The 15,267-nt window shown below is 37.6% G+C and carries 23 protein-coding genes; 14 read left to right on the forward strand and 9 right to left on the reverse strand.

Annotation, left to right across the window (positions count from 1 at the left end; genetic code table 11):
• Positions 1–21: 21 nt before the first annotated feature.
• The 3 genes from RYX56_RS00415 to RYX56_RS00425 all read left to right on the forward strand — a co-directional run bounded on the left by RYX56_RS00415 (position 22) and on the right by RYX56_RS00425 (position 2,483).
• Positions 22–198: a DUF4083 domain-containing protein gene (locus RYX56_RS00415; RefSeq protein ID WP_317120166.1), complete on the forward strand. Its 177-nt coding sequence runs from the start codon at positions 22–24 to the stop codon at positions 196–198.
• The gene (locus RYX56_RS00420; RefSeq protein WP_317120167.1) at positions 191–520 is read left to right on the forward strand and encodes a pyrophosphohydrolase domain-containing protein; all 330 of its coding nucleotides are present in this window, start codon (positions 191–193) and stop codon (positions 518–520) included. The genes RYX56_RS00415 and RYX56_RS00420 overlap by 8 nt, the downstream gene beginning before the upstream one ends.
• A 235-nt stretch (positions 521–755) precedes the next feature.
• A complete protein-coding gene (locus RYX56_RS00425; RefSeq protein ID WP_317121280.1) occupies positions 756–2,483 on the forward strand; it encodes an ATP-binding protein in 1,728 nt (575 codons plus the stop codon).
• Between the two features lie 54 nt (positions 2,484–2,537).
• Here the strand turns inward: RYX56_RS00425 and RYX56_RS00430 are convergent, their stop codons facing one another.
• Positions 2,538–3,116, reverse strand: a complete 579-nt coding sequence (locus RYX56_RS00430) for a CBO0543 family protein (protein ID WP_317120168.1) — start codon at positions 3,114–3,116, stop codon at positions 2,538–2,540.
• 148 nt (positions 3,117–3,264) lie between these two features.
• On the reverse strand, positions 3,265–3,750 hold the full coding sequence (locus RYX56_RS00435) for a CBO0543 family protein (protein WP_317120169.1): 486 nt from the start codon (positions 3,748–3,750) through the stop codon (positions 3,265–3,267).
• A gap of 104 nt (positions 3,751–3,854) precedes the next feature.
• On the opposite strand from RYX56_RS00435, the gene RYX56_RS00440 reads away from it, so the two are divergent.
• On the forward strand, positions 3,855–4,001 hold the full coding sequence (locus RYX56_RS00440; protein ID WP_439108444.1) for a hypothetical protein: 147 nt from the start codon (positions 3,855–3,857) through the stop codon (positions 3,999–4,001).
• Between the two features lie 64 nt (positions 4,002–4,065).
• On the opposite strand, the gene RYX56_RS00445 is transcribed toward RYX56_RS00440, so the two are convergent.
• Positions 4,066–4,221, reverse strand: coding sequence for a hypothetical protein (locus RYX56_RS00445; RefSeq protein WP_317120170.1), 156 nt, complete (start codon positions 4,219–4,221; stop codon positions 4,066–4,068).
• 437 nt (positions 4,222–4,658) lie between these two features.
• Here RYX56_RS00445 and RYX56_RS00450 point away from each other — a divergent pair, with 437 nt between their 5' ends.
• From RYX56_RS00450 to RYX56_RS00465, 4 genes are all read left to right on the forward strand, one after another.
• The gene (locus RYX56_RS00450) at positions 4,659–5,063 is read left to right on the forward strand and encodes a hypothetical protein (RefSeq protein ID WP_317120171.1); all 405 of its coding nucleotides are present in this window, start codon (positions 4,659–4,661) and stop codon (positions 5,061–5,063) included.
• Between the two features lie 537 nt (positions 5,064–5,600).
• The gene (locus tag RYX56_RS00455) at positions 5,601–5,927 is read left to right on the forward strand and encodes an ArsR/SmtB family transcription factor (protein WP_317120172.1); all 327 of its coding nucleotides are present in this window, start codon (positions 5,601–5,603) and stop codon (positions 5,925–5,927) included.
• Between the two features lie 60 nt (positions 5,928–5,987).
• Complete coding sequence (locus RYX56_RS00460; RefSeq protein WP_317120173.1) at positions 5,988–6,851, forward strand: permease; 864 nt, start codon at positions 5,988–5,990, stop codon at positions 6,849–6,851.
• A 16-nt stretch (positions 6,852–6,867) separates the two neighbouring features.
• Positions 6,868–7,023: a hypothetical protein gene (locus tag RYX56_RS00465; protein WP_317120174.1), complete on the forward strand. Its 156-nt coding sequence runs from the start codon at positions 6,868–6,870 to the stop codon at positions 7,021–7,023.
• A gap of 234 nt (positions 7,024–7,257) precedes the next feature.
• On the opposite strand, the gene RYX56_RS00470 is transcribed toward RYX56_RS00465, so the two are convergent.
• Positions 7,258–8,199, reverse strand: a complete 942-nt coding sequence (locus tag RYX56_RS00470; RefSeq protein WP_317120175.1) for an arsenic resistance protein — start codon at positions 8,197–8,199, stop codon at positions 7,258–7,260.
• A 127-nt stretch (positions 8,200–8,326) separates the two neighbouring features.
• Here RYX56_RS00470 and RYX56_RS00475 point away from each other — a divergent pair, with 127 nt between their 5' ends.
• Together RYX56_RS00475 and RYX56_RS00480 are read left to right on the forward strand one after the other, a co-directional pair.
• Positions 8,327–8,623, forward strand: a complete 297-nt coding sequence (locus RYX56_RS00475) for a hypothetical protein (RefSeq protein WP_317120176.1) — start codon at positions 8,327–8,329, stop codon at positions 8,621–8,623.
• An 18-nt stretch (positions 8,624–8,641) separates the two neighbouring features.
• Positions 8,642–8,950: a YjcN family protein gene (locus RYX56_RS00480; RefSeq protein WP_317120177.1), complete on the forward strand. Its 309-nt coding sequence runs from the start codon at positions 8,642–8,644 to the stop codon at positions 8,948–8,950.
• 410 nt (positions 8,951–9,360) lie between these two features.
• Here the strand turns inward: RYX56_RS00480 and RYX56_RS00485 are convergent, their stop codons facing one another.
• From RYX56_RS00485 to RYX56_RS00500, 4 genes are all read right to left on the reverse strand, one after another.
• The gene (locus RYX56_RS00485; RefSeq protein ID WP_317120178.1) at positions 9,361–9,510 is read right to left on the reverse strand and encodes a hypothetical protein; all 150 of its coding nucleotides are present in this window, start codon (positions 9,508–9,510) and stop codon (positions 9,361–9,363) included.
• Between the two features lie 167 nt (positions 9,511–9,677).
• Positions 9,678–10,217, reverse strand: coding sequence for a DUF3231 family protein (locus RYX56_RS00490; protein WP_317120179.1), 540 nt, complete (start codon positions 10,215–10,217; stop codon positions 9,678–9,680).
• A 62-nt stretch (positions 10,218–10,279) separates the two neighbouring features.
• Positions 10,280–11,248, reverse strand: coding sequence for an SDR family NAD(P)-dependent oxidoreductase (locus RYX56_RS00495; RefSeq protein ID WP_317120180.1), 969 nt, complete (start codon positions 11,246–11,248; stop codon positions 10,280–10,282).
• A gap of 20 nt (positions 11,249–11,268) precedes the next feature.
• On the reverse strand, positions 11,269–11,820 hold the full coding sequence (locus RYX56_RS00500; protein ID WP_317120181.1) for a TetR/AcrR family transcriptional regulator: 552 nt from the start codon (positions 11,818–11,820) through the stop codon (positions 11,269–11,271).
• Between the two features lie 160 nt (positions 11,821–11,980).
• On the opposite strand from RYX56_RS00500, the gene RYX56_RS00505 reads away from it, so the two are divergent.
• Entirely contained in the window at positions 11,981–12,646 is a 666-nt protein-coding gene (locus RYX56_RS00505; RefSeq protein ID WP_317120182.1) for an HAD-IA family hydrolase, read from the forward strand.
• Between the two features lie 130 nt (positions 12,647–12,776).
• Here the strand turns inward: RYX56_RS00505 and RYX56_RS00510 are convergent, their stop codons facing one another.
• Entirely contained in the window at positions 12,777–13,388 is a 612-nt protein-coding gene (locus RYX56_RS00510) for a glycosyltransferase (RefSeq protein ID WP_317121281.1), read from the reverse strand.
• A gap of 263 nt (positions 13,389–13,651) precedes the next feature.
• Between RYX56_RS00510 and RYX56_RS00515 the strand changes: the two genes are divergently transcribed.
• The 3 genes from RYX56_RS00515 (at position 13,652) to RYX56_RS00525 (ending at position 15,265) form a co-directional block, all read left to right on the forward strand.
• Positions 13,652–14,101, forward strand: a complete 450-nt coding sequence (locus tag RYX56_RS00515) for an NUDIX hydrolase (RefSeq protein WP_317120183.1) — start codon at positions 13,652–13,654, stop codon at positions 14,099–14,101.
• A 64-nt stretch (positions 14,102–14,165) separates the two neighbouring features.
• Entirely contained in the window at positions 14,166–14,684 is a 519-nt protein-coding gene (locus RYX56_RS00520) for a GNAT family N-acetyltransferase (protein ID WP_317120184.1), read from the forward strand.
• A 29-nt stretch (positions 14,685–14,713) separates the two neighbouring features.
• Positions 14,714–15,265, forward strand: coding sequence for a hypothetical protein (locus RYX56_RS00525; protein WP_317120185.1), 552 nt, complete (start codon positions 14,714–14,716; stop codon positions 15,263–15,265).
• The last annotated feature ends 2 nt before the right edge of the window (positions 15,266–15,267 follow it).

A 15,267-nucleotide genomic window follows, 5' to 3' on the forward strand; every position in this document is an offset into this window, starting at 1 on the left:
CTAATGATGGAGGACATGTAGATGGATATTCAATTTGGGAGCATCCTATATCAACTCGTAACCATTCTCATACTTGTGCTGCCAATCGTCTTAATCGTCTGGCTGATTCGTTCTTCTAGTAGAAGGACTAAGCAGCTAGATCGGATCGAAGCGGAACTAATTGAATTGAATAAGAGTCGAGATCAGAAGGATGCCTAGGTACGACAAGTTAGTCCGAGACCGCATACCGGCGATCATTACGGAGGGTGGCAAGGCATGTAGAGTGGAGCGCTTAGATCAAAGTGAATTCGAGAAAGAGCTACGCTTGAAGCTCCAGGAGGAAATGACCGAGTTAATAGAGGCTCATTCAGGTGCAGAGGTAGTCGAAGAAATCGCTGATGTGATCGAAGTCATGTATGCACTCGCTGCTCTAAAGGGAGCCAGTCCTGATGAGGTTGAACGTGTGCGGCAACGTAAGCATGCAGAACGAGGCGGCTTTCGTGACCGATTGTTTTTACTTGAGGTAAAGGATAGAGGATGAGAAAGAGACGCTAATCAAATCGATTGGCGTCTTTTTCACGCGAAATGAATGGGGAAAGGTGCTAAATCTACAAATTTTGAGTAGATTTGTAAAACTGATAGAGGATTGTCCCTTTTAAGAGCGAAATATAGGTAGGGAAGAAGGATGCAACTAAACTAGTCTAAGTAATCTACCTATAAATGATGCGGCAATGAGGAACGGACATTGAATAGAGAGGATGAAAAGAGTGTCAATTATGAAAGCGGGTTCGATACACGAGATGTTTACTCAAAAAGAAAAGAGAGGCGCACATATCTATTACTCCTTTAATGAGAAACAAAAGTACATGAACCAGGCAAGAGACTTTTTGAGCTACGGTCTCACTTATGGCTATAAAATCATCTTTATTGATGAACAAAGTGTCTATCAAGAAGTAATGAATCAGTTATCGGATCTCTACCCCTCTGAAACGTTTAAGGATATATATTTTTATGAATGCGAAGAATTCTATTTTTCTAATTACAGGTTCGATGCAAGTAGAAACTCTGCACAACTTTCCGCAATAGTAGGACCTTTATTAGAGAATGGTGAACGAGTGATGACATGGGGACAAGTAACCTATGAGAACCATGAAGAGTTGCTCGAAGAATTGAGGATGTATGAAATTAATTGTGATTTATTTATTAACACAAAGGGTTTAATCAGTGTGTGTGCCTATAATGGTCTCACAACGGCAGCATATATCCAAATCGAGTTGCTAAAAACGCATGAATATTTTATGACGGATGATGATTTTTCGACTTCTACAATGTACCATGAGAAACATTTAAAGAACCTAACGGAAATAGAGCGTAATCGCTTAATTAGTATTGAAGTTGAAAATGAGAATTTAGTCATGAACAATAAGAGGCTAGCTAAGGCTAATAAATTAATTGCTAGAAAGAGATCAGAATACAGAAAGCTCCTTCAAGAAATTCCCGTAGCACTTCTCATTACAAAAGGGGAAACGTTATGTTATGCGAATGTAGAGGCGATGCAGGATTTAGTATTATCAGAGATTGATTTCAAAAAAAATAAAAGGATCTTCGATGTCCTGCATATTCAGGATAAAGAGGTTGAAAAAGAGTGGATGAGGGTACTCCATTCAAATATTGATATGACCATTAAAGAAGTGAATGTGACCTTGCATACCGGTCAAAAGAAAACGTATCGTTTGAAATCGATTCCGACTTGGTATGGGGGTGAGGAAGCAAGTATCCATACCTTTATCGATTTGACTCAAAGTAAGGAGTACGAAAATCATCTCATTCGTTCTGAAAAATTAAATATTGCTGGGCAAATTGCAGCGGGCATTGCTCATGAAATCAAGAATCCACTCACTTCGATAAAAGGGTTTTATCATCTCATCAAAACCGGCCTCGTGAAAGATCATTTTTATAAAATCATTGATGATGAGCTTGATCGTATTGAGCAAATAGCAAATGAGTTTCTGATTTTAGCCAAGCCACATTTAGAAGCGAATAGTATCCATGCGATTGATCAGATCATTGAAGAGGTCAAAACGCTTTTAGAAACGCAGGCGATTATGAAAGGGATTGAAATTACGACGACTTATGATGACAGTCCCTTGCTCGTAGACTGTGAGGAAACGAAAATTAAACAATTATTTGTCAACCTCATTAAAAATTCACTTGAAGCCATGAATCATGGACATATTGAAATTAAAGTGAAAAAAAGGGAAGATGATGTGGAAGTTAAAGTGATTGATGATGGCCACGGGATCTCAGCGGACGACCTCAGAAAAATCAATGAACCATTTTTCACAACAAAAAAAGCCGGTACAGGCCTTGGCTTACTAATTTGTGATAAAATCATCAACTCCCATGGGGGCTCTAAATGCATTGAAAGTGAAGAAGGAGTGGGAACCACTTATACGGTAAGATTTCCTTTAGTACAAGATACGCTTTCACCTGAATATCATTGAGCTCGCTTATAACAAAAACACTCAAACCATTTTTGAGTGTTTTCGTGTTTATCCCTATTTCCTTTGCATCTTTAAAAAGACATTTGTAATAAATTTGGAGAATAGAAAAATGAGACAGTACGATAGTAGAAGATGGAAGTATGTAATACCCTTGTATAGTTCGAAAAAATGATGTGCGGAGATAATTGGCTTAAATAGGAACGCTAAAATTAAAGATAGCATAAATGAATAAAGGTAAAAATTCTTATGATGATTCAATGTCCATTGATAGACCAACATAAATGCTACGGGTACTAAGGTAGCTTCTAATGAAATGTTTCCTGAGAGAAATGGTACAAGCTCATAAGGGTATCCCCAAAGCCCGATTCGATCTCCTGCAGTATCTAGATAACCGAACCAAACGTGGATGTTAAATCCGTAAAAGCCTAATAAGAACATGTTTCGTCGATCAATGAAAAAGTAAAGAATGATTAGTGGGGCAATAAACCATAGTAACAGCAGAACCCAAAATTCAAATGTGTCAAAGCCAGAATATAAGGTCCAGTATTCCATTTCTATTTGACTGACCTGTTCTTTTAAGGACTCTATTTTCTCGTATAGCTTTAATTGGTCTTGATCCATGACTTTCTCCATACAATACAGCCCTCCTCCAGTTGCTTTACTTATAGGTTTACAATTAAAGATAAAATTATGTAGGAACGTTCATAAGATTGTGGAGGAGGAGAGTCTTGTCTTCTAAGCTGAATGAAACGCTACTTATCAAGGATACTAAGTTCAAAATTTATTCATTCGTGTTCTGTCTTTTATCTAAGAAGCGAATCCACCCAATAAATCCGCGAACAAGCCAAAAGGTAAATGAAAAAACAGAAAACGAATAATAACCATTCCAACCTTTTCTGAATCTGACTAAGTTGGTTTGCTTCTCGAGCCAATTTTCAATGAGTGCCATTGGTCCACTAAATAGGAATACACTTAAAATCATTTTTAAAGGTTTCATTTTATAAGTAAATTGGTTGTACATCACACACGACAAAGGGAACAAGACATACAAAAATATAATGTTAGAATCAAATGCTTTAGGAAAGTAGCGATGGGGATATTGCACATATTTTTTATTGACCACTGGTCCATCCAATAAGGTAGACACTAACGTTTTACATAAATAGATCAAAAACCAATCTTTTAATGCGCCTTTTTTCCTGAAAAGCAAAAACAAACCACTCAGCCCTAGTGCTGTAATGATATTTAAAATCGTTTTATCCTTCATATTATCACCACCTTACTTAGTAGGGTGTCTTATTTTGAACATGTTATGATTGGGAAATAATAGGTGGTTACAGGAGAAAGAGCGTTGAACAGGGAGTTGAAGAAATGAACATAATCATAACGATCCTATGTGAAGTTGAGCAGTTAGATCAGCAAGATAATAACAGAACCTCTATCTTGGCTTCGTTTCTCTGCACAAATCAAAATGAGAAAAAAGTATTAACAGGAAACTTTGCGGGAGTGATCTTATAAATAAAGCTAAGAATGAAAAGGAGAGCCTCTATGGAGCTCTCCTTTTCTTTAAAATGACACAAATTTATTTCTTATTGGCTTGACGTCCACTTTTCTTTTGGCTTTGTGATGCTGAGTTACCAACTTGAAATTCATCACCTAGTTCAATGTCATTTCGTTTATCTTGTTTCTCGATTTGCTCTCTTGTCTGATCCTTTTTCTGCACACCTTGCTTAGACATGACGTTTCCACCTCTCTTTCAACTAACTTCGTCTTTACTATGTGCAAGTGAAGGTTATTTTATTTTTAATTTTAAATGAAATGATTATGGATCATTATTTGGAATATATTGAAAATGAGTACTGTGTTATGGAAAATGATGTTAAAATAAATGGAAATAAGGAAGATTCATTAGGAGGGATCAGTCAGTTTGGTTTCCATAAAAAAGACTATAAAATATGATGATCTAATAGCTTTAGTTCTCACTGTTTTTTTAGCACCATTGATTGGAAAGAATCTACTTGGATTGCATATTGATCTCAATCAGCCGGTTGTGACGAGTTTGCTCGTTTTACTATTTATTGTGATTTTCTATTATTTGGTTAGGCTTTGCACATCGTTTCTTATGCAGATGCTCAATCCAAGTGTGCGTTCTAAAGGGGTATAAGGGGGAATCCTATGATGAAAAGCCATTTAGTGCTAATCGGTTTTTTACTCATCATGCTAGTGGGTTGTTCGGTGACTGATATGACTCTTAGAGGAGAAAGTGAGTCTTGGAGTTCAACCATAGAATATAAAGCATCAGAAGAGTATAAGGAATATACAGGGTCAATCAAGTATAACGGAGAAGAAGAAATCGAGACGGTATCTTATCAAATCAATGCTCCCTCTTTTCTAGGAATGAATGCTTCAGGTAATCTTGAAGCCTATGAAGAAAATCAAAAAGTCTTCCCCCTCGGACGGAGTGGTGGAACTGGTACCAATTATGATAAACAGATGATAAAAGATGCATTGGAAGATGTAACGATAACGGTGCAATGGGTCACTGCTGAAGGGGAGTATGAGGAAATCATTGAATTTTAAGTGTATGATTCATTTATTTTGATTGGGAGCATTGGCACAAGCAGAGGAAATGCACCAAAAAATAACTCCCTCCAAACTTAACGAACTTTTAATCCATTTTATTTAAAGGTTGTCTTATGGGGGAAAATGAGCATATTTCAACAGTCGACTATGAAGACACGGACCATTATCAAATCACAAGCTACTTTCTCAAAAATAAAGAAAAGTTCTTGACTGAACTATTGAAGGATGAGGAAGAGTAGTTTTCCAGAAAGTGGAGTCAAAGCTCATATGTGCAACATTTCAACACATATGAGCGATCTTTTCTTGTTATGAGTGAGGTCAGTCTACTTATGAGCGAGCTACGTGAAATAAGTGCGCTATTTTAAATATATGAGCATAACGCCTCAAATAGCCTTTATATGTGCGACATCCTCCCCCTCAACCACCCGTAAGACAGAAGAACATCAAAAAAAGTTGATATAATATCTTGCTTTTTCCTAAGATTGGTATTATGATCAGTATATCAAAAAAAATTGATGGATAAGGAGTGAAAGAATGGAACTACCAATTCCATTATTGACAGATGAACAAACGGATTTTTCTTATTATGAGAAGCGTTTCAAGGCATTGGCTGACCAAAAGCGATTGCATTTGCTTTCGATTCTTTGCAAGCAGGGAGCAAGTTGTGTATGTGATCTAACAGAACTCTTAGATTTACCGCAATCAAAGTTATCTTATCATTTGAAAATTTTACTTGATGCTGACCTAATTGAAAAAACGAAAAAGGGTACATGGAATTATTATCATATCAATACAGATACGGTTGATCATTTATTATCAGAACAACTGTGTTGTCTGTTTCGTCCAGCTACTTCATCGTAAGTTGGACTTATTCTTTACATATTACATCAAAAAAAATTGATATATTAAGAGGTGGTTGAAATGATTGAAGTGTTAAAAAGCTTTGTTGTTATTGCTCTTCAATTAACGGTTTTATTTGTTGGGGTGTCTTTTCTTCTAAATTTATTTCAAAGTTACATTCCCTATGAAGCAATTGAGAAGAAATTAAAAATGTCTCATCCGTTGTTAGGAGGGGGAATCGCTTTATTTTTTGCCTTTATCACACCATTTTGTTCCTGTTCCACTATTCCTGTTGTGGTCAATTTGCTGAAAAATGGCGTCCGCTTCGGAATTGTAATGGTCTTCTTATTTGCCTCTCCGGTATTAGACCCAACGATCTTGACGATTATGACGGTGATCATGGGATGGCAAGTCACATTGATCTATATCGTCATAACAGCAAGCTTATCTCTATTAATCGGCTTGTCTTTAGAGTTCTTTGGGTTTGAAAAGTCAGTCAAGCAAGTAGTGATGAGAGGCTATGAACGAGGAAATAAAATGTTTTCCTTTAAGCATGCGTGGAAGGAAACCCTTGCTTTAATGAAGTCGGTCTATCCTTATTTAATCATTGGCGCATTGATTGGGGCCATTATTCATGGTGTCGTTCCAGCAGAGTTTATTAGTGCTCACTTTGGTGGAGATGCTTGGTGGATGATTCCGATTGCTGCGGTTATTGGAATTCCATTATATATTCGGTTGTCGAGCATGATTCCGATTTCGCAAATTCTTATTATGAATGGGATGGCGCTTGGGCCCGTTATGGCAATGATGATTAGTTCAGCAGGGGCAAGTCTTCCCGAACTGGTTTTATTGAAAACGATTTTTAACAAATCACTTATGGCTGTGTTTGTCTTATCGGTTATTACGATGTCAACGATTTCAGGATTTGTCTTTTACTTATTATAAAAAGGAGCGAGGTAAAATGAGAAAATTAATTGGGTACTTACAGTCAAAAGGGCTCTGGATGGTCAAGTGCTGCCAACATACCAAAGCTCAAATAGAAGAACTCATTCGTCATGATCAAATCGAAAAGGATCAAGAAATGATGAAAACAAAAATGTATCAACATCATTACTAAAAGGAGGCGTTAGAATGTTAAAGAAGTTAACTCAAGTATTACAGCCCAAGTCGAAAAAAAAATCATGTTGTAAGGTGGTCATTGAGGAAGTGAAGGTACAAAGTGAATGCTGCGAGAAGAATAGGGAGAAGTAGAGAGAGATCTTAACTGAATAGTCGCTTCACCTTAAAAGCAGTCTAACTCACATAAAAAGTTGACTGCTTTTTTGTAATTGCGCTTATTCTCTATCTTTAATTATTTTCTAATCACCAATAGCACTTGCGTAATAATAGCCAAAATCGGCAACTCAAGTAATGGTCCGATGACCAGAGCTAAGGCGACTAATGGTTGGTCTGAAAAAGCGGTCATCGCAATTGCTAAGGCGATCGGTGAGTTTCTAGCGAGCGTTGTCAAACTAAGACTAGCGCGATCAGGAAATGGGAACTTCATCAGCTTTCCAACTTGTTGACTGATGATGAAATTTATAACGAAGAACAACAGAATCGGTAAAAGCATTTTCCACATTAAGTCTAGGTTAGCAAGTAGCACCTGCCCTTGTGAAGCAAACATTGAGACAATGGCTAGGCTTAAAAACAGGATCGGCAACACGCTAAAAGTAGACATGAGATTATCATATAAATGTTGCTTGTTTCTGAGCACTCCTTTGGTTAAAAGTGCTAAGACGAGAGGAACAAGTAAGACTAGAAAAATACTTTCTATTAAAAAAGTAGGGTTAATAACACCCGTTTTTCCCCCGAAGATCAGGAGGTAGACAGGCAACAAGATCACTTGCAAAAAGAGGTTCAAAGGTAAGATGGCGGTTGATAAAGCAACATTTCCTTTTGCGATTCCTGTGAAGATTAAATACCAATCCGTACATGGGGTCACCATTAACATAATAAATCCGAGGTACAAGGCAGGATTGTCTGCTAAGAAGACCATCGCAAGGAGCCACGCTAAAACAGGTGTCCAAATAAAGTTGATCAACAAGGTAGTATAGGTGAACTTAATGTTTCGAAACGCTTTTGTGATTTCATTTAGGGGGATTTGGAGAAACGTGATGTAGAGCATTGCGACTAATAGCGGCACAATTACAATTTCGGCCAGCTGTTCAATCCCCCCCACTTGACCAAGAGCTATACCTAGAACGACGGCTAAAAAAATAATAAAGGAATAAGCTTTTTCGATTATACTCATATGAATCACACCTGATGAATTAAGATTTAATTGCCATTACATATTATCATAAGTAGAGTGTGCTGCTCGAAATAAAAGGAATTAAGAAGACATTTGCAGAATCTATAAAAAGAGGTGATGAACACGAATGAAAGATTTTCAGGGTGATGTTCTTAGTATGTTATTGACACTTACGCTTTTATTACTTATATTCTCTCCTTTGATTTTTTCAAGAAGACAAGTGGAGTCAAGAATAGAGTTTGGCTGGAAGCATGTATTGAAGTCAAAATGGTTTGGCATTCCATTCATCTTTCTTTTGTTACTAACGGATTTTTCCACGCTTACTTTAGGATATATTCTTATAATGATGGTTTCAGCGCTCATGGTTTCATTTTCGCTTTCATTTATCGTTCATCTTTTTAGAACACAGCGATTCACAGAATAATCTAGAGGAGAGAGTGATTTGAAAAAGAAACCTGCCTTATTAATAGGTTTATTAATTATCATTTTTCTACTTTTACATTCCACCCCAAGCCTCGCTCTTAGGACGCATGTACTTGTTCTAGGTTACCCGAAGGCGGCTGTTACGTCTGGAATTGTAGAAGATGACTACCATAACGAAGTAGACAAAGAGGCATTTGAAGAGCAGAATGCTAAAGCATATACATTAACAGAGCCCCCGATTGAAAAAAGCACACAAGGTCAGTTAAGTAACTTTTTAGTGAAGAAGATTGGTTTCTTGTACTTTGCAGAATTTTATGGTGATGGGTAACGAAGGTAGTTGTCTTACATGAAGCGTAAAGCTTTTAAACGAAAGGAGGAAGTACATATTAAATGAAAGAGATAATGCAAAGGGTTGGAACGATCTTCGTGAAGTCCCGTCTACGCTTCCCGCTTTATCTATTACAGTAATAACAGGTGCCGGCTTCTTTATAGCACCAGAACTCATCGAACCAACCATTTTTATCGCGTGTTTAGGATTGCTTCTCATTATGGAGAGCATTCACCCAGAGGCGTACCGGGCTTTATTTTTTGAGCCGGTAACGAGTTTTTTACCGAAAAAAGTACAGCTACCCCTAATTATTATGCTAAGTATTTGCGTAATGATGGTAGGGTTGTTTTTTCTAGTGATAGTAATCGGGGTAGGATTGGCACGCTTCTACAATTAAAAACGACAGTCGGTCATGGGGCTGATGCAATAATCTCACCTAAAAGTTGTATATCCTTATAGATGAGCTCTTTTGTCTGAGTCTCTTCACATCTTTTATATTCATTCATTAATACATACATTTCCTTGAGGAATATTATCATTTCTTCATGTGAAATCATCATCAAGATCCCCCTTAATGTGATTTTAGAACTAGTATCTCTTAAATTATATGGGATTAAAGACTGTGCGTAAATAGTAAATATAGGTAATAAGTATCGCTTTAGTGAGAATGGAAAAAGGGCATAAAAGTGCCCTTCAGACTTTGAGATGTTTTCTTTAGAGTCTTTCTTTATTCATTACCTTTTGCATGCAGTGGAGGTGGAATTAACCAACCTTTTTCTTTGTTCAGTTTAAGTACTTTTGCACCGAATTGAGCTTTAGCTTGGTGGAACTGTCCATACATCATCGCGATATCTTCTCGAATCGATTGGCCCATTGCTTGGCTACAAGCTACTAAGCCAGCTGCTACATCTTTAGAAAGGGTAGCACTGATTTCTGGATCAGTAAAGCGCGCTCCAACGGGAATATCTTCTAGGTTAGCCGAAGGACGATCAGGGGAAGCTGCAGGTAAACCAATTCCATTCACTTTTAAAAGTTCTTCTAATTGATGGTTTTCATTTTGAAGACCTTGAATTCCTTCTTCTAGAAGCTTCTTTAAATCTCCATCACCAGCATGATGAGTAAGTGCTTGATATCCAGCAATCATCCCGTTGTTTCCAAGTAAATTAGTCCAAGCAGCAAATACCTCACCATAATGCATCGGTTCATCTTGTGGGTTACCACTTAATATACCCATAAAAACACTCCTCGCTAATTTTTGTATATTCATTGTTGGCCTCTTTTCCATGAATATCAGCTAACAAAAAGTAGTTTTAGATCAAATGGGAGAAATTATTCACGTTCGTCATTATTAATCATATTTGCACCGAAGATGAGCTCCTTACACCTCTTCAGGACCTCTTCTTGATTTTTTCGCTCAGCAGCATAACGCGGGTGAAATTTGGATGTAGTCAGTTGTTTTATTTCTTCTATTTTAGAAGGATTGGCTGGTGCTGGTTCGATCACTTTGTTCTGATGATTGAATAGCTTGCCGGTCAATCCTTTAAACTCATTTGCGGTACAAATGGTGAAGTAACAGTCCGCCATTTTTTCAGGAGGAGGGAAGTAGAGATTTTGTATTATCGCTGCAACTCTCCATGCAGGCTTGAATTTTCTTAGGGTCTCCTTAGACATTCTTGCTCCATTAATTTGCAAAGCATTCACGCTGATGTTGTCAGCTTTCAACTGCTCTGCTAGTAGAAATGTTAGCGTCACAAGAGCCATTTTTGAGTCGCAATAATGCTGATAAACACTATAAGGTTTCTCCCCTTTATAGGGCCCTGTGACGTGATCCCACTGAATCGTTCGCTTCGGGTCGAAGAAATGCTTAATGATCGTGCTTGAAGCATGAAGAATTCTTGCATCAGGAGAACGTGAAAGCAGCTCTTTTAATAAAGTAGTCATGTAAAAAGGTCCAACCGTATTGGTCGCAAAGGTGAATTCAATCCTGTCCTCTGAAAGACGATGACCCTCACCATGATTAAAATAGGCTGCATTGTGAATGAGAATGTCGAGCTTATCATAACGCTTCTTCAGCTCTTTGCAGCACTCACGAATGGACCTTTGTGAGGACATATCCACCTCGAAAAGCTCCACTCGAGTATTCCCTGATTGCTGCTGAATCTCCGTTAAGGCTTGCTGACCAGACTTTTTATTTCGGCATGCCATTAAGACAGTGAGTCCTGCTTCGGCAAATTGTAAAGCAGCAGCTTTTCCGATTCCTGAATTGGCCCCAGTAATCAAAACAATCCGATTGTCCACGTCCATTCCTCATTTCTTCTCTATTGTTTAGCAGCAATCAACGCAGTGGCTGTGCTCTCTAGCATATGGATTAAGTTTTTTTCATCAAACGCAAGCAACCTGTTGGCAATCATTACACCAAGTCCAGCTTGGAACACTCTCATCTTCAGAAAGAGATCCTTTAACTCTTCCTCATTCAGCCCATCGAGATCCGCATCCTCTTTCATCATCTCAATCAAATCAGAACCCATCTCTTGATCAAATTCATCCATATAACTTGTAGGCTTCAACACGAAGTCCTTATAGATCTCGCTATATTCATTCGCAAACCGTAAGCTCGCTAACCCGATATCATAAAAGGGATGTCCTGTGTTTTCTGCTTGCACCATTTCTTTGCTAATGGCTGCAATCCTTTTAACAACTGCTCTCTTTAAATCCTCGACATGCTTGAAATTGACATAAAGAGGCGCGATCGAACTACCAATCTTATCGGCTACTTTACGAATCGAAATGCTTTCAAGTCCTTCAGATTTGGCGATTTGAAACGCAGCCTCGATGATTTGTTCCTTAGAAAACTTAGGCTTAGGTGGCATAACATTCCCTCCTCCATTATATAATAGATGTTATATAACATCTATTATATAATGGAACGAAAAGATGGTGCAAGTCTATTAAATCAACCAGAGTATGTTAAAATAGGAATGAGATGGAATTTTTAAATTAGGTAATTCATAAAGCTGAAGGGAGTCAAACATGCGTAAATATAAAGTGGTCTTATTCGATTTAGACGGGACTCTCTCTGATCCAAAGGTTGGAATTACTAAGTCTGTTCAATATGCCCTTCAGAAGATGAGGAAGGGTGTACCTGAGGTGGATCAGTTGGAGTGCTTTATCGGTCCTACTTTACAGCTTTCATTTACTGAATATTGTCATTTTGATGAAGCTACTACCATAAAGGCGATTGAGTATTATCGAGAAAGGTTTAAGGACGTTGGAATGTTTGAAAACGAGTTGTATCCACATATTCCAGAGCTACTAAAGTCGTTAAAGGAACAAAACATCTCGTTGGTCGTAGCAACCTCAAAGCCTACTGTTTTTGCTGAGAGAATTTTAGCGTATTTTAAGATTGATCATTATTTTGATCATATTATCGGAAGTCACTTGGATGGAACCCGATCCACAAAAGGAGAAATCATTCAGTATATTCTCGAATTATATAAGGGATATGAGTTAAGTGATTTTGTCATGGTGGGAGATCGAAAGCATGACGTGATTGGAGCGAAGGAAACGGGCATTTCATCAATCGGAGTAACGTATGGTTACGGCTCGTATGAAGAATTAAGTGATTCAAAACCAACCTATATTGTGGATGGTGTTGACCAGTTAGACGAGGTTTTGCTTGGTTATTCAATAAAGTAGTGAGTGGATAAATGGTTAGTTTATCAACCTTGTTTCATCCTATTTTACTGGATGTATATACAAAAAGGCTTAGGTATCACCTAAACCTTTTCGATTGCAAAGTGAACAAAGCTACTAATTAGTGGGCTTTTTAAAATTGATCAGGAAATTGCTCGATAATGCCTTGAGTAAGTGCATCAGCCATCACGATTATATGGTCTTCACCTTTATCAAATGCACTTATATCAGCATCCCAATCCTTATGAATTCTTGCTACCACACCTTCTGTAACGAGTTGTAAATGCATATGTAGCAATTCCTTTAATGCCTCATTGGTCCAATTTGGATTAGCGCTACTGAGGAACTGAGCAATATCATCCGCATTTTTATACCATTCTGTATTAAATTTTTTAAGATCCTCTTGGTTACCGATTTTTGCTGCTTGCACTATATTTCCAGCTATGAGGATGTGCTCTCTTAACAACTCAGTCAGCTTGTTACCAGCATCCTCTCCATAGTAGGGCTTGATGGCATTCCCTAAATCTTCTTGATTTTGCAATAACCTTGCTAACACCTTATCCGTATCTTCCAAGTCTGCGAGGGCGCTTACGTAATAATTTCGAGTCCATATCGTATGGTCAATCCAGAGTTTTCTTAAGTCTTCCTTTAATTTAACTGCAGGTTGGCTACTACACTGATTTTGTTCACGAACCCTTTCTTGTGCTCCAGCTTCTGTAGTTGAAAAGAGCAAAGCAAAGCACATAAACAATAGCGTTACATTGATTAGTCTTTTTTTCAAAAGAAACCCTCCTTCGGTTATGAATAGCATTGGATTTTTCTTAGTATGAGATTCTTTAATTGATTTTACTCAGGAAAGATATCACGAGGGGTATAAAACTGTTGCTATCGAAATCGAAAGTTTATTTAAAATCTGTGCTGCTAGTGGGAATTTTTCCAGCACTGGAGGTTCTAGCTCTTTGGGGAAATGTAAATAGGTAATATATCAAGAAAGTAAAGGAGACTCGAATGGCGCGTATGGTGTTAGTAGTAAGTGTATCAATCATTAGAGATGATGAAGTGTTAATGATAAAAGAAAATAAATCGACTGCTAGGGATAAGTGGAACTTTCCAGGTGGACGCATCGAATACGGTGAAGACATTCTACATGCAGCTTGTAGGGAAGTTAAAGAGGAAACTGGATATGATGTAGGACTTCAAGCCACAACGGGTGTCTATCAATTTATCAGCCATACCGACAATCAAATCCTGCTCTTTCATTTTACTGCTGAAATAATAGGGGGTCATTTGAATCTCCAAGAGGAAGAGATTTCAGACGGTGCGTGGATTAAGATAAGCGATCTTGAGAAACTTAGTCATGAAGGATTACGAGAGCCCAAAGTGCTCATGCAGATAATCGACAACTTGGTAAAAGAAAAGTTACATTCAATAAATCTATTTAACAAGCAGATCCTTTAGAAGATATGAGGAGTAGCCCTTACACATTCAAATAGGATCCAATAACGAAGGGAGGCCCCTCATCATGAGTGCTAACGATATCTCCATTAGAAAGATGAATCATAACGACTATGAAGTGATGGCGAAATGGTTAAGTACAACAGAGGTGCTAGAATTTTACGGAGATATACATTCGCCTTTTTCACTTGAACAAGTTAAGGAGAAATACGGACCAAGAGTGGATGGCGATGTTCCGGTCGTTCCTTTTATTGTTGAATTAAACAGGGAGACGATCGCCTTTATGCAATACTATAAATTGAACACAAAACAGTTTAAAGAATATAGCTATCATCCAGGAGATCATGTATATGGGATTGACCAATTCATTGGTGAGCCTCATCTCTTTAATAAAGGAATTGGGAGGATCATGGTTCGTAAGTTTATCGATTACATAAGTGAGCACAAGAATGCAGACATCATTATTTTAGATCCTAACATCTCAAATGTCCGAGCGATAAAATGCTATGAAAAATGTGGTTTTAGGAAAGTGAAAAAAATAAGCGATGATTGTAATTGGTTGATGGAAATGAAGATTTCAGCTTGAAAAGTTAATTTAGAGAGAGAGTGACACAGATGTTTACGCTTAAACAAACAGGTTTATTGCTTATCTTTGCAAGTATCCTGATTATTATCACAGGCTGTAGTACTAAAAATATTGACGATGCAATGAGGGAAGTAAATTCAGTAGACTTAACTACAGAGAATATTGACGGCATTAAGTTGGGTGTCTCCATTACGGATGAATCATTTATCAATGAGCAAGGGAAGTTTGACCCACATCCTGACAATGATTTTTACGCTGCACAAAGAAATTATGATCAATACTGGAATGATAGAATGATTATGAGTATTGATCGAGAAAAAAAGGAAATTCTCCAAATAGGTCTTTTGGAAAACAATCTTACTTCCGAAAGTGCAAAAGGAATAAAAGTAGGTATGCCGATTGATCAAGTGATATCTGTTTACGGAGAAGATTATTTTACTTACAACGACAAAGAGCAAACGATTTACCAGATCGGGTATGTGGATCATCATCACAACCTGCTGATTTTGTTTACTCATTTTGATAATACAGTAACAAATATAAATGTAGGATATGCGTTTGATCGATTGAAATGGGAATAGGA

It is taken from the genome of Alkalihalophilus lindianensis (assembly GCF_032843265.1).
Lineage (GTDB): Bacteria > Bacillota > Bacilli > Bacillales > Bacillaceae_D > Alkalihalophilus > Alkalihalophilus lindianensis.

What these genes read in the sequence shown, in the direction of transcription:
- RYX56_RS00455 (WP_317120172.1), top strand. Translation starts at nt 5,601, where the DNA reads ATGGAACTACCAATTCCATTATTGACAGATGAACAAACGGATTTTTCT.
- RYX56_RS00510 (WP_317121281.1), bottom strand. Translation starts at nt 13,388, where the DNA reads ATGTGCTTTGCTTTGCTCTTTTCAACTACAGAAGCTGGAGCACAAGAA.
- RYX56_RS00420 (WP_317120167.1), top strand. Translation starts at nt 191, where the DNA reads ATGCCTAGGTACGACAAGTTAGTCCGAGACCGCATACCGGCGATCATT.
- RYX56_RS00435 (WP_317120169.1), bottom strand. Translation starts at nt 3,750, where the DNA reads ATGAAGGATAAAACGATTTTAAATATCATTACAGCACTAGGGCTGAGT.
- RYX56_RS00490 (WP_317120179.1), bottom strand. Translation starts at nt 10,217, where the DNA reads ATGAATATACAAAAATTAGCGAGGAGTGTTTTTATGGGTATATTAAGT.
- RYX56_RS00470 (WP_317120175.1), bottom strand. Translation starts at nt 8,199, where the DNA reads ATGAGTATAATCGAAAAAGCTTATTCCTTTATTATTTTTTTAGCCGTC.
- RYX56_RS00460 (WP_317120173.1), top strand. Translation starts at nt 5,988, where the DNA reads ATGATTGAAGTGTTAAAAAGCTTTGTTGTTATTGCTCTTCAATTAACG.
- RYX56_RS00445 (WP_317120170.1), bottom strand. Translation starts at nt 4,221, where the DNA reads ATGTCTAAGCAAGGTGTGCAGAAAAAGGATCAGACAAGAGAGCAAATC.
- RYX56_RS00475 (WP_317120176.1), top strand. Translation starts at nt 8,327, where the DNA reads ATGAAAGATTTTCAGGGTGATGTTCTTAGTATGTTATTGACACTTACG.
- RYX56_RS00515 (WP_317120183.1), top strand. Translation starts at nt 13,652, where the DNA reads ATGGCGCGTATGGTGTTAGTAGTAAGTGTATCAATCATTAGAGATGAT.
- RYX56_RS00440 (WP_439108444.1), top strand. Translation starts at nt 3,855, where the DNA reads ATGAACATAATCATAACGATCCTATGTGAAGTTGAGCAGTTAGATCAG.
- RYX56_RS00525 (WP_317120185.1), top strand. Translation starts at nt 14,714, where the DNA reads ATGTTTACGCTTAAACAAACAGGTTTATTGCTTATCTTTGCAAGTATC.
- RYX56_RS00520 (WP_317120184.1), top strand. Translation starts at nt 14,166, where the DNA reads ATGAGTGCTAACGATATCTCCATTAGAAAGATGAATCATAACGACTAT.
- RYX56_RS00450 (WP_317120171.1), top strand. Translation starts at nt 4,659, where the DNA reads ATGATGAAAAGCCATTTAGTGCTAATCGGTTTTTTACTCATCATGCTA.
- RYX56_RS00485 (WP_317120178.1), bottom strand. Translation starts at nt 9,510, where the DNA reads ATGATGATTTCACATGAAGAAATGATAATATTCCTCAAGGAAATGTAT.
- RYX56_RS00415 (WP_317120166.1), top strand. Translation starts at nt 22, where the DNA reads ATGGATATTCAATTTGGGAGCATCCTATATCAACTCGTAACCATTCTC.
- RYX56_RS00505 (WP_317120182.1), top strand. Translation starts at nt 11,981, where the DNA reads ATGCGTAAATATAAAGTGGTCTTATTCGATTTAGACGGGACTCTCTCT.
- RYX56_RS00430 (WP_317120168.1), bottom strand. Translation starts at nt 3,116, where the DNA reads ATGGAGAAAGTCATGGATCAAGACCAATTAAAGCTATACGAGAAAATA.
- RYX56_RS00500 (WP_317120181.1), bottom strand. Translation starts at nt 11,820, where the DNA reads ATGCCACCTAAGCCTAAGTTTTCTAAGGAACAAATCATCGAGGCTGCG.
- RYX56_RS00425 (WP_317121280.1), top strand. Translation starts at nt 756, where the DNA reads ATGAAAGCGGGTTCGATACACGAGATGTTTACTCAAAAAGAAAAGAGA.
- RYX56_RS00465 (WP_317120174.1), top strand. Translation starts at nt 6,868, where the DNA reads ATGAGAAAATTAATTGGGTACTTACAGTCAAAAGGGCTCTGGATGGTC.